The organism is Streptomyces sp. NPDC059003, from assembly GCF_042740445.1.
GTDB lineage: Bacteria > Actinomycetota > Actinomycetes > Streptomycetales > Streptomycetaceae > Streptomyces.
Map to the genome: position 1 here is coordinate 1 of NZ_JBHYJH010000250.1, position 10,226 is coordinate 10,226.

The 10,226-nt window shown below is 70.8% G+C and carries 12 protein-coding genes and 1 riboswitch; of the genes, 2 read left to right on the forward strand and 10 right to left on the reverse strand.

The genetic code is table 11. From position 1 onward, the window contains the following. Window positions 1–75 precede the first annotated feature (75 nt). The 10 genes from ACFWZ5_RS42195 to clpS all read right to left on the reverse strand — a co-directional run bounded on the left by ACFWZ5_RS42195 (window position 76) and on the right by clpS (window position 8,084). A complete protein-coding gene (locus ACFWZ5_RS42195) occupies window positions 76–1,026 on the reverse strand; it encodes a PLP-dependent cysteine synthase family protein (RefSeq protein WP_384804165.1) in 951 nt (316 codons plus the stop codon). A gap of 18 nt (window positions 1,027–1,044) precedes the next feature. Then, window positions 1,045–1,332 carry a MoaD/ThiS family protein gene (locus ACFWZ5_RS42200; RefSeq protein ID WP_384804163.1) on the reverse strand — a complete coding sequence of 96 codons (288 nt, stop codon included), beginning with the start codon at window positions 1,330–1,332 and terminating at the stop codon, window positions 1,045–1,047. 172 nt (window positions 1,333–1,504) lie between these two features. Then, window positions 1,505–1,609, reverse strand: coding sequence for a putative leader peptide (locus ACFWZ5_RS42205; RefSeq protein ID WP_384804160.1), 105 nt, complete (start codon window positions 1,607–1,609; stop codon window positions 1,505–1,507). A gap of 112 nt (window positions 1,610–1,721) precedes the next feature. Continuing rightward, window positions 1,722–2,507 (reverse strand): ABC transporter ATP-binding protein, encoded by a 786-nt coding sequence (locus ACFWZ5_RS42210; protein WP_384804158.1) that lies wholly within the window; start codon window positions 2,505–2,507, stop codon window positions 1,722–1,724. Then, the gene (locus ACFWZ5_RS42215; protein WP_384804156.1) at window positions 2,504–3,517 is read right to left on the reverse strand and encodes a FecCD family ABC transporter permease; all 1,014 of its coding nucleotides are present in this window, start codon (window positions 3,515–3,517) and stop codon (window positions 2,504–2,506) included. The genes ACFWZ5_RS42210 and ACFWZ5_RS42215 overlap by 4 nt, the downstream gene beginning before the upstream one ends. Before the next feature lie 143 nt (window positions 3,518–3,660). Further along, window positions 3,661–4,626, reverse strand: a complete 966-nt coding sequence (locus ACFWZ5_RS42220) for an ABC transporter substrate-binding protein (RefSeq protein WP_384804154.1) — start codon at window positions 4,624–4,626, stop codon at window positions 3,661–3,663. Window positions 4,627–4,668: 42 nt separating this feature from the next. Beyond that, a riboswitch (cobalamin riboswitch) is annotated at window positions 4,669–4,823 on the reverse strand. After that, a complete protein-coding gene (locus tag ACFWZ5_RS42225) occupies window positions 4,787–5,209 on the reverse strand; it encodes a Mov34/MPN/PAD-1 family protein (RefSeq protein ID WP_384804152.1) in 423 nt (140 codons plus the stop codon). It overlaps the preceding riboswitch by 37 nt. Before the next feature lie 94 nt (window positions 5,210–5,303). Beyond that, window positions 5,304–6,812 (reverse strand): amino acid permease, encoded by a 1,509-nt coding sequence (locus ACFWZ5_RS42230; protein WP_384804150.1) that lies wholly within the window; start codon window positions 6,810–6,812, stop codon window positions 5,304–5,306. A 343-nt stretch (window positions 6,813–7,155) separates the two neighbouring features. Next, complete coding sequence (locus tag ACFWZ5_RS42235; RefSeq protein WP_384804148.1) at window positions 7,156–7,755, reverse strand: DUF2017 domain-containing protein; 600 nt, start codon at window positions 7,753–7,755, stop codon at window positions 7,156–7,158. Window positions 7,756–7,766: 11 nt separating this feature from the next. After that, window positions 7,767–8,084, reverse strand: a complete 318-nt coding sequence (gene clpS, locus ACFWZ5_RS42240; protein ID WP_384804146.1) for an ATP-dependent Clp protease adapter ClpS — start codon at window positions 8,082–8,084, stop codon at window positions 7,767–7,769. 78 nt (window positions 8,085–8,162) lie between these two features. On the opposite strand from clpS, the gene ACFWZ5_RS42245 reads away from it, so the two are divergent. Next, complete coding sequence (locus tag ACFWZ5_RS42245) at window positions 8,163–9,497, forward strand: nicotinate phosphoribosyltransferase (protein WP_384804144.1); 1,335 nt, start codon at window positions 8,163–8,165, stop codon at window positions 9,495–9,497. An 89-nt stretch (window positions 9,498–9,586) separates the two neighbouring features. Continuing rightward, a complete protein-coding gene (locus tag ACFWZ5_RS42250) occupies window positions 9,587–10,171 on the forward strand; it encodes an isochorismatase family protein (RefSeq protein ID WP_384804142.1) in 585 nt (194 codons plus the stop codon). The last annotated feature ends 55 nt before the right edge of the window (window positions 10,172–10,226 follow it).

The window sequence follows — 10,226 nt, forward strand, 5'->3', positions numbered from 1 at the left end:
CCGGCGTTTGAGGAGCGGGGTCTGGGGCGGAGCCCCAGGTTCGGGAAGGGGCGGGTCAGGGGCGCCCCGCGAAGGCTACGCCCAGAGTTGGCCCTGGACCGTTTCGATGGCCTCTTCCGTGGTGGCCGCGGTGTAGAGGCCCGTCGACAGGTACTTCCAGCCGCCGTCGGCCACGATGAAGACGATGTCGGCGGGCTCGCCGGCCTTGACGGCCTTGCGGCCGACGCCGAGGGCCGCGTGGAGGGCGGCGCCGGTGGAGACACCGGCGAAGATGCCTTCCTCCTTGAGGAGTTCGCGGGTGCGGGTCACGGCGTCGGCGGAGCCGACGGAGAAGCGCGTGGTGAGCACGGAGGCGTCGTAGAGCTCGGGAACGAAGCCCTCGTCGAGGTTGCGAAGGCCGTAGACGAGGTCGTCGTAGCGCGGCTCCGCGGCGACGATCTTGACGTCGGGCTTGTGCTCGCGCAGATAGCGGCCGACGCCCATGAGGGTGCCGGTGGTGCCGAGGCCCGCCACGAAGTGGGTGATCGAGGGGAGGTCGGCGAGGATCTCGGGGCCGGTGGTGGCGTAGTGGGCGCCCGCGTTGTCGGGGTTGCCGTACTGGTAGAGCATCACCCAGTCCGGGTGCTCGGCGCTGAGCTCCTTGGCGACGCGTACGGCCGTGTTGGAACCCCCCGCCGCGGGCGACGAGATGATCTCCGCGCCCCACATGGTGAGCAGGTCGCGCCGCTCCTGGGAGGTGTTCTCCGGCATGACGCACACGATGCGGTAGCCCTTGAGCTTGGCCGCCATGGCGAGCGAGATGCCGGTGTTGCCCGAGGTGGGCTCCAGGATGGTGCAGCCGGGCGTCAACCGGCCGTCCTTCTCGGCCTGTTCGACCATGTGGAGCGCGGGCCGGTCCTTGGTGGAGCCGGTCGGGTTGCGGTCCTCCAGCTTGGCCCAGACGCGGACCTCGCTGGACGGGGACAGGCGCGGGAGGCGGACCAGCGGGGTGTTGCCCACGGCCGCGAGCGGGGAGTCGTAACGCATCGGTGAGCCGGGCTGCCGTCAGACCATGCCGCCGGCGACGGCCGGCAGGATCGTGACGCTGTCGCCGTCGGAGAGCTTCGTCGAGACGCCGTCGAGGAAGCGGACGTCCTCGTCGTTCAGGTACACGTTCACGAACCGGCGCAGCTGGTTGCCCTTGTCCTTGTCGACGAGGCGCTCCTGGATGCCCGCGTGCCGGGACTCGAGGTCGGCGAAGAGCGCGGCGATGGTGTCGCCGTTGCCCTCGACGGCCTTCTCGCCGCCGGTGTAGGTGCGGAGGATGGTCGGGATGCGGACCTCGATGGCCATGGCGGTGGGCTCCTGTCGGGAGAGGGGCGGGAGTGGGGCCTGAGTGGGGCTTCGAACGGTGGCGGTGCGGGCGCGGGGAAGGTCCCGGCCTGATCAGGGGGCGGGGCGCCCGGCGTCCGGGCGGGCGGCCATCCGGGGCTCGCGCGGGCGCGCGGCGTCGCGGCGGCGCACCTCAGCGCCGACAGATGGCGCTGGAGAGACGGCACAGGTCGACGTGCAGCCGGCCGACGAGCAGGGCGCCCGGCGTCGTATCGATGCTCACGTCGTTCGAAACCATGCGCTCATCGTAACGATTCCCGGTCCGGGTCCCGGAATGTGATCTCGGATAGCGGACGGATCCCGTTCGGCCAGCGGACGGGGCACCGGGCGAGGCATCGGACGGGGCGGGGCTAGCCGACGGCGGGAGAGCGCTGCGGGAGGTACGTCACCGTGGGGGCGCCGGTCGCCGGATGGACGGCGACGTCGGCCGCGACGCCGTACACCTCCGCCAGGAGTTCCCTGGTCAGGACCGACTCCGGGGTCCCGGACGCGACGACGCGGCCGCCGTCGAGGACGTACAGGCGGTCGCAGTAGTACGCGGCGAGCGTCAGGTCGTGCAGGGCCAGGAGGTTGGCGGTGCCGAGGTCGCGGACCAGGCCGAGGATCTCCAGCTGGTGCCGCACGTCGAGGTGGTTCGTCGGCTCGTCGAGGACGAGTACGTCCGGCTGCTGCACCAACGCCCTCGCCATCAGGGCGCGTTGGCGCTCGCCGCCGGAGAGGCCCGCGAAGATCCGCCCCGCGAGGTCCGCGGCGCCCACGCGCGCCAGGGCGGCGCCGACCAGTTCCTCGTCGGCGGCCGTGTCCGCCTCCCAGAAGCGCTTGTGCGGGGAGCGGCCCATGGCGACGATCTGGCGCACGGTGAGCTCGAAGCCGGCCTGGGTGTCCTGCGGGAGCGTGGCGATCCGGCGCGCACGGGCCTTGGGGCCCGCGTCGGCCAGGTCGGCGCCGTCGAGCAGCACCCGGCCCGCGCTGGGTCTGAGCGCCCCGTACACACAGCGCAGGAGCGTCGTCTTGCCGCTGCCGTTGGGGCCGACGAGGCCGACGGTCTCGCCTGCGGAGACGGTGAGTGAGACGGCGTCGACGAGCCGACGGCCCGACGGGATCTCGTACGAGAGGTCTTCGGCGCGGAGCCTCACGCTGCCGCTCCTTCCTGTGTCTTGTTCCGGCGCAGCAGCCACAGGAAGAACGGGCCGCCCGTCAGTGCCGTCAGGACTCCCACCGGCAGGTCCTGCGGCGCCGCCACCGTGCGCGCCGCGAGGTCCGCGGTCACCAGGAACGCCGCGCCCATCAGCGCCGCCACCGGGAGCAGCGCGCGGTGCGCGGCGCCCACCAGCATGCGGGCCGCGTGCGGCACCATCAGGCCGACGAAGCCGATGGCCCCGCTGTACGCGACGAGCGCGCCCGTCAGGAGCGAGGCGAGGACGAAGACGCCCGCCCGGAACCGGGCCGTGTCCAGGCCGAGGACCGTCGCGCCCTCGTCGCCGACGAGGAGCAGGTCGAGCGGGCGGGCCAGGGCCATGAGCAGCGCCGTGCCGATCACCAGGGCGGTCAGGGGCAGCGCGAGCATGTCCCAGCGGGCGCTGCCGAGGCCGCCGAGCGTCCAGTACAGGACCTCCTTGAGGTGGTCCGCGCGCTCCGCCGTCACCAGGATCAGGCTGGTGAGCGCGGACAGGATGTACGAGACGGCGACGCCCGCGAGGATCAGGCGCCCGGTGGCCACTCCCCCGCCGCCGGTGCGGGCGAGCGCGTACACGACGACCAGCGTCAGGAACGCGCCCACGAACGCGGCGGCCGGGATCGTCACCGTCGTCGCGAGCGCCGTGCCGACGCCGAAGGTGCCGCCCAGGACGATCGCGCCGACCGCGCCGACGGACGCGCCCGAGGAGACGCCGAGCAGGAACGGGTCGGCGAGGGGGTTGCGGACCAGGGCCTGGAGGGTGGCGCCGATGACCGCGAGGCCGGCGCCGACGGCCGCGCCGAGCAGGACTCGGGGGAGGCGGACGTCCAGGACGATGGTGCGGTACGGGGACGGGCCTGTGGCCTTGCCCGTGAGGATGTCGAGCACCTCGGCGGGTGGGATCTTGACTGAGCCGTAGGTCAGCGCGGCGATGCCTGCGGCCGCGAGGGCGATGGTGAGGGTGGCCATGACTGTGGCGTAGCGGAGGGTGCGGGTGGGTGGGGCCTCGCGGGTGCGCCCCTGGCCCGCCCCTTCCCGAACCAGGGGGCCAGCCCCCTGGCACCCCCGTTCATCGCGCTTCGCGCTCGTCCTCAAACGCCGGACGGGCTGCATTAGAGCTGCTCCGACAGCTTCTTCACCGCCGCCGGTGCCCTGACCCCGAGGACCACGTCCGACAGGGGCAGGACCGCGAAGCGCTTGTTCTTGATGGCGGGGACGTCGCGCAGGGCCGGGTCGGTCAGGAGGCGCTTCTTCTTCTGGGCGACCGTCGTCGCGCCGTAGTCGTAGATGAGGATGACGTCGGGGCGGCGGTCGACCACCGTTTCCCAGGAGGCGTCGCCGAAGGACTTGTCGAGGTCGGACATGACGTTGCGGGCGCCCGCGCGCTCGATGATCTCGTTGCCGATGCCGCGGCCGCCCGCGGTGAACGCGGTCTTGTCGCCGCTGTCGTAGACGAAGACGGACGGGCGCTTGCGGTCCTTGGCGGCCTTGGACTTCTCGGCGGCCAGGGTGGCCTTCGCCGCGCGCACCCAGCGCTCGGCGCGGTCGCGGACGCCGAAGGTGGCGCCGGTCTCGCGCACCTCGCGGTAGAGGTCGTCCATCGTGACGGGCTTCTTGGCGCAGCCCTCGACGTTGAGGCGGGTGTTGATCCCGGACTTGGCGAGGGCGTCCCGGCTGCGGCCGTCGCTCGCGTTGAAGGCGCTGGCGTAGCCGCCGTACACGAAGTCGGGGTTCGCGGCGAGCAGCTGCTCGTACGAGGGGTACTCCTTGGCGAGCACCGGGCGCGACGCGTACGCCTTCGCGTACTTCGGGAGGACCTTGTCGTCGAGGTAGGCGGTGCCCGCGATGCGGTCCTTCAGGCCCAGTTCGAGGAGGATCTCCGTGGCGTGCTGGTTCATGGGGACGGCGCGCTCGGGCGGTGCCTTGTACGTCGTCCGCACACCGCAGTTGGTGACGGTGTACGGGAATCCGGCGGCCTTGGGCGCGGGTTTGCCGGAGTCCTTGTCCGAGTCGGACGCCGAGCAGGCGGTGAGCGGCAGCAGGATCGCCGCCGCGGCGAGCAGCACGCGGGTGCGCATGGGTGCGGGCCTCCTCAGGGGATTTCCGCGTCCCCTGTGCGAAGTGGGCGTGGGGCGGCAGGTCAGTTCCTGGCTGGCGGGCACGCGTGCCCGGTCACAGTGGCGGGACCGCGCCGGATTCGCACCGGCTTCCTGGGTCCTGCCGCCTCAAAGGTCGGCTTCAGTATGCCTGGACGACCTGGACGTCCTCCTCGGTGACCTCGCCGTCCACGATGCGGAAGGAGCGGAACTGGAAGGGTCCCGCGTCGTCGGCGTCGGCGGTCGAGACGAGGACGTAGTGGGCGCCCGGCTCGTTGGCGTAACTGATGTCGGTGCGGGAGGGGTAGGCCTCCGTGGCCGTGTGCGAGTGGTAGATCACGACCGGCTCCTCGTCGCGGTCGTCGAGCTCGCGGTAGAGCTTGAGCAGGTCGGCGGAGTCGAACTCGTAGAACGTGGGCGAGCGGGCCGCGTTCAGCATCGGGACGAACCGCTCGGGGCGGTCACTGCCCGCCGGGCCCGCGACGACGCCGCACGCCTCGTCGGGGTGGTCCTTGCGCGCGTGCGCCACGATCTGGTCGTGCAGGGCCTGGGTGATGGTCAGCATGCCGGCCAGGATATGCAGCCCAGGCGTACGAAGGGGCCGCCGCGTACCAGCATGTGGTACGTGACGGCCCGCATCGTGGGCAAGTGCCCGGAGGTCAGTCCTTGGTGACCGGGGTGGCGGACTCGACGGCGGGGCCGCCGTGCTCGCGCTTCTTGAAGGCAGCCGCCTCCGGGTTGCGGCTCTTCAGGACCAGGTAGGACACGCACAGGATGGCGGCCCAGATCGGGGCGCAGTACAGGGAGATCCGCGCGTCCTTGTCGATGCCCATCATCACGATGACCATGGCGATGAAGGCGAGCGCGAACCAGCTGGTGTACGGGGCGCCCGGGGCGCGGAACGTGGACTGGGGCAGGATGCCCGCGTCGGCCTTGCGGCGGTAGTTGATCTGGGAGACCAGGATCATGATCCAGGCCCACATGCCGGAGATGGTGGCGAAGGAGACGACGTAGTTGAACGCCTCGCCGGGCCACTGGTAGTTGATCCACACGCCGACGAGCATCAGCGCGGCGGACGCGGTGGTGCCGACGAGCGGCAGGCCGTTCTTGGTGAGCTTGGTGAAGAACTTCGGGCCCTGGCCGTTGAGCGCGAGGTCGCGCAGCATGCGGCCGGTGGAGTACATGCCCGAGTTGCAGGAGGAGAGCGCGGCGGTCAGGACCACGAAGTTCACGATCGCGGCACCGATGCCGAGGCCCATCTTCTCGAAGGCGGCGACGAACGGGGAGACGCCGGGCTGGAAGGCCGTCCACGGCACGACCGAGAGGATCATGATCAGGGCGCCGACGTAGAAGACGGCGATGCGCCACGGCACGGTGTTGATCGCCTTGGGCAGGGTCTTCTTCGGGTCCTTGGACTCACCCGCGGTGACGCCGACCAGCTCCACGGCCAGGAAGGCGAACATCACGATCTGGAGGGTCATCAGCGTGTTGCCGATGCCGTTGGGGAAGAAGCCGCCGTTGTCCCACAGGTGCGACACGGACGCGGTGTCACCGGCGTCGGAGAAGCCGATGGTGAGGATGCCGGCGCAGATCAGAATCATGCCGATGATGGCGGTGACCTTGACCATGGAGAACCAGAACTCCAGCTCGCCGAAGAGCTTCACGGAGATCAGGTTGGCGCCGTACAGGATGACGGTGAAGATCAGCGCGTAGGCCCATTGGGGAATGGAGCCATGGGTCCAGTACTGCATGTACTGGGCGGCCGCGGTGACTTCCGTGATGCCCGTGACGACCCAGAAGAGCCAGTACGTCCAGCCGGTCACGAACCCGAAGAAGGGGCCCACGAACTCGCGCGCGTACTCGGAGAACGAGCCCGAGACGGGCCGGTACATGAGGAGCTCGCCGAGCGCCCGCATGATGAAGAAGATCACGAGGCCCGCGATCGCGTACGCGAGGATGAGGCTCGGGCCCGCCTTGTGAATGGCCTTGCCCGCGCCGAGGAACAGGCCGGTGCCGATGGCACCGCCGATCGCGATCATCTGGATCTGCCGGGCGCCGAGCCCGCGCTGATAACCCTCGTTGTCGCCGGACGGGCCTGCTGAACCAGCCGCCGCGGCCTCGTTGCCGACTCGCTCGTCGCCGTGTTCTTCGACCTGCACTGAGGTCATGGTGACGCCTTTCTCCATGCTGATCCGCGCCGCGAACTGCGGTTTCGCCGCGGACCAGGTCGTGATCCCCCGGATGGTGATGGAGTGCCGCCGACGGTCTGTCGGCCCCTGGCGCCCTCGGTGAACATGGGTGGCGTCACCGAGCGGTCGAGAACATTTATCACGACCGTCACAGTGATCGAATGAGCCATCCGTGACCTACGCCACAGGAAGAAGCGGACAAAACGCCCTTCGATCGACATAGCGGGGCATCGAGGTGACCTGATCGTTATCCGGATTTGAGGATCCGCTGAGCGAACGGCCGCGATCTTCAAGCGGGCGTCACGGGAGCGTCAGGAAACCGTCACGCCATCAGCGTCTCGACGAGGGTCTCCTGCAGCCCTCCCAGCCACAGATAGGCCATCACCATCGGCTTGCGCGGATCGGAGTCCGGCAGGCGGTACAGGACCTCGGTGTCGTCCTCGTCGGTCACCTCGAGCCGGGTGCCGATCGCGAGCCGCAGGTCGTTGAGCGCGCCGAGCCAGCGCCGCGAGTCGTCGGCCGACAGCTTCAGGACGGCGCCGCCCTCGCCCGCCACCGTCAGGGCGTCGAGCGAGCGGACGACCGCGAGGGCGTCGTCGCGCTTGCGGGCCCGCAGGTCGTTCTCGGTGAAGCGGCGGAACTCCGCGGAGTACGCCCGCAGTTCCTCCGCGTCGCCGCCCTCGCTGCCGGGGCCGCCGTACGCGTCCGGGAGCAGGCGCATCAGCACCGGGTCGGCGGGCGGCTCGCTCGGACCCTCGGCGAACAGCTCGGCGAAGGGGTCGCCGTCGGCGCCCGCCGGCTCGTCGCCCGGGCCGATCAGCTCCAGGAGCTGCACGGCGAGCGAGCGGATGATCGAGATCTCGACCTCGTCGAGCGCGACGGCCGCGCCGCCCCCGGGGATCGGTTCAAAGTGTCCTGGCATCAGTCGCGTCGCTACTTCCGGTCCTGCTGAAGGGTGGCCCACAGTCCATAGCCGTGCATCGCCTGCACGTCGCGCTCCATCTCCTCGCGGGTACCCGCGGAGACGACGGCCCGGCCCTTGTGGTGCACGTCGAGCATCAGCTTCGTGGCCTTGTCCTTCGAGTAGCCGAAGTACGTCTGGAAGACATAGGTCACGTAGCTCATCAAGTTGACCGGGTCGTTGTGCACGAGCGTGATCCAGGGAACGTCCGGCTCGGGGACCGCGAAGGTCTCCTCTTCCGCGTCCGGGCGTGTGATCTCTACAGGAGCCGCGCTACTCACCCGTCCCATGCTGCCACCCGCAAGGGCCCACCGCACAAACGGGCCCCTGAAATCGTCAGAGTGACGAGATGCGGGTAGCATCCTCCTATGAACTCTGGGGAGCATGACCTGGGGCTGCCGGTCGACGTGCCGTCGACCGCGCTCTTCACGGATCACTACGAGTTGACGATGCTGCAGGGCACCCTCAAGTCGGGCGCCGCGCACCGGCGGTCCGTGTTCGAGGTCTTCACACGCAGACTGCCCGAGGGCCGCCGCTACGGCGTGGTCGGCGGCACCGGGCGGGTCCTGGACGCCGTCGAGAACTTCCGCTTCGACGCCGACGTCCTCGCCTTCCTGCGCGAGCGCCGCGTCGTGGACGAGCCGACCCTCCAGTGGCTGGCCTCGTACCGCTTCAGCGGGGACATCTGGGGCTACCCGGAGGGCGAGGTGTACTTCCCGGGCTCGCCGATCCTGCGGGTCGAGGGCACCTTCGCGGAGTGCGTGCTCCTGGAGACCGTGATCCTGTCGATCCTCAACCACGACTCGGCGATCGCCGCCGCCGCGTCCCGCATGGCCTCCGCCGCGGGCGGCCGGCCGCTGATCGAGATGGGCGCGCGCCGCACCCACGAGCTCGCGGCGGTGGCCGCGTCCCGCGCCGCGTACGTCGGCGGCTTCACCACCACCTCGGACCTCGCCGCGGGCTTCCGCTACGGCATCCCGACCGTCGGCACCTCCGCCCACTCCTTCACCCTCGTGCACGACAGCGAGCGCGACGCCTTCCGCGCGCAGGTGGACTCGCTCGGGCGCGGCACGACGCTGCTCGTCGACACCTATGACGTGGGCGAGGCGGTCCGCATGGCCGTGGAGATCGCCGGGCCCGAGCTCGGCGCCGTCCGCATCGACTCCGGCGACCTGCTGCTCGTCGCGCACCGGGTGCGCAAGGAGCTGGACGAGCTCGGCGCCCCGAACACCAAGATCGTGGTCACCTCCGACCTCGACGAGTACGCCATCGCCTCGCTCGCGGCGGCGCCCGTGGACGCGTACGGCGTGGGCACCCAGCTGGTCACCGGGTCCGGGCACCCCACCTGCTCCATGGTCTACAAGCTGGTGGCCCGCGCCCGCTCCGCCGGCCCCAAGGCCCCGCTCGAACCCGTCGCGAAGAAGTCCCTCGGCGGCAAGTCCTCGCTCGGCGGCCGCAAGTGGGCCGCGCGCCGCGTGGACGCCCACGGGGTGGCCGAGGCCGAGGTCGTCGGCACCGGACCCGTGCCCTCCGCCCTCGCCGACAAGCAGCTGCACGTCGAGCTCGTCAAGGGCGGCGAGGTCGTCGCCCGCGAGCCCCTCGACACGGTCCGTGAGCGGCACGCGGCCGCGCGGGCGCGGCTTCCGCTGTCCGCGACGCAGCTGTCGCGCGGTGAGGCGGTGATCCCGACGGAGTTCGTGTGAGTGCCCCGGTGAGTGCGCCAAGTGCCCTCTCCCGCAACGCACTTGAAGTCTCTACGCTCGGTTCATCACGCTAACGAAGGACATCCGCCATGCGCCGCGCCCTGATTGTCGTCGACGTGCAGAACGACTTCTGCGAGGGGGGCAGCCTCGCCGTCGCGGGCGGCGCGGACGTGGCCGCCGCCGTCACCGAGCTCATCGGCCAGACCTCCGCCTGCTACCGCCACGTCGTGGCCACCCGTGACCACCACGTCGACCCCGGTGACCACTTCTCCGACCACCCCGACTACGTCGACTCCTGGCCGCCGCACTGCGTGGCCGGCACCGAGGGCGTCGGCTTCCATCCGAACTTCGCCCCCGCCGTCGCCTCCGGCGCCGTCGACGCCGTCTTCGACAAGGGTGCGCACACCGCCGCGTACAGCGGTTTCGAGGGGGTCGACGAGAACGGGACGCCGCTGGCGCAGTGGCTGCGGGAGCGGCAGGTGCGGGAGGTCGACGTCGTCGGGATCGCCACCGATCACTGTGTGCGGGCCACGGCGCTCGATGCGGTGCGGGAGGGGTTTCGGACCCATGTGCTGCTCGATCTCACGGCCGGGGTGGCGGTGGAGACGACGCAGCGGGCGATTGACGCGTTGCGGGAGGCGGGGGTGGAACTGACGGGCAAGCCGGTGGTGTGACCTCGCGGTGCGCCCCAGACCCGCCCCTTTACCCAAAACCAGGGGGGCTCCGCCC

Bases quoted from the DNA above. Each gene is read 5' to 3' on its own strand.
- ACFWZ5_RS42195 (WP_384804165.1), bottom strand. From the start codon at position 1,026: ATGCGTTACGACTCCCCGCTCGCGGCCGTGGGCAACACCCCGCTGGTC.
- clpS (WP_384804146.1), bottom strand. From the start codon at position 8,084: ATGGGACGGGTGAGTAGCGCGGCTCCTGTAGAGATCACACGCCCGGAC.
- ACFWZ5_RS42215 (WP_384804156.1), bottom strand. From the start codon at position 3,517: ATGGCCACCCTCACCATCGCCCTCGCGGCCGCAGGCATCGCCGCGCTG.
- ACFWZ5_RS42230 (WP_384804150.1), bottom strand. From the start codon at position 6,812: ATGACCTCAGTGCAGGTCGAAGAACACGGCGACGAGCGAGTCGGCAAC.
- ACFWZ5_RS42235 (WP_384804148.1), bottom strand. From the start codon at position 7,755: ATGCCAGGACACTTTGAACCGATCCCCGGGGGCGGCGCGGCCGTCGCG.
- ACFWZ5_RS42250 (WP_384804142.1), top strand. From the start codon at position 9,587: ATGCGCCGCGCCCTGATTGTCGTCGACGTGCAGAACGACTTCTGCGAG.
- ACFWZ5_RS42220 (WP_384804154.1), bottom strand. From the start codon at position 4,626: ATGCGCACCCGCGTGCTGCTCGCCGCGGCGGCGATCCTGCTGCCGCTC.
- ACFWZ5_RS42245 (WP_384804144.1), top strand. From the start codon at position 8,163: ATGAACTCTGGGGAGCATGACCTGGGGCTGCCGGTCGACGTGCCGTCG.
- ACFWZ5_RS42205 (WP_384804160.1), bottom strand. From the start codon at position 1,609: ATGGTTTCGAACGACGTGAGCATCGATACGACGCCGGGCGCCCTGCTC.
- ACFWZ5_RS42225 (WP_384804152.1), bottom strand. From the start codon at position 5,209: ATGCTGACCATCACCCAGGCCCTGCACGACCAGATCGTGGCGCACGCG.
- ACFWZ5_RS42200 (WP_384804163.1), bottom strand. From the start codon at position 1,332: ATGGCCATCGAGGTCCGCATCCCGACCATCCTCCGCACCTACACCGGC.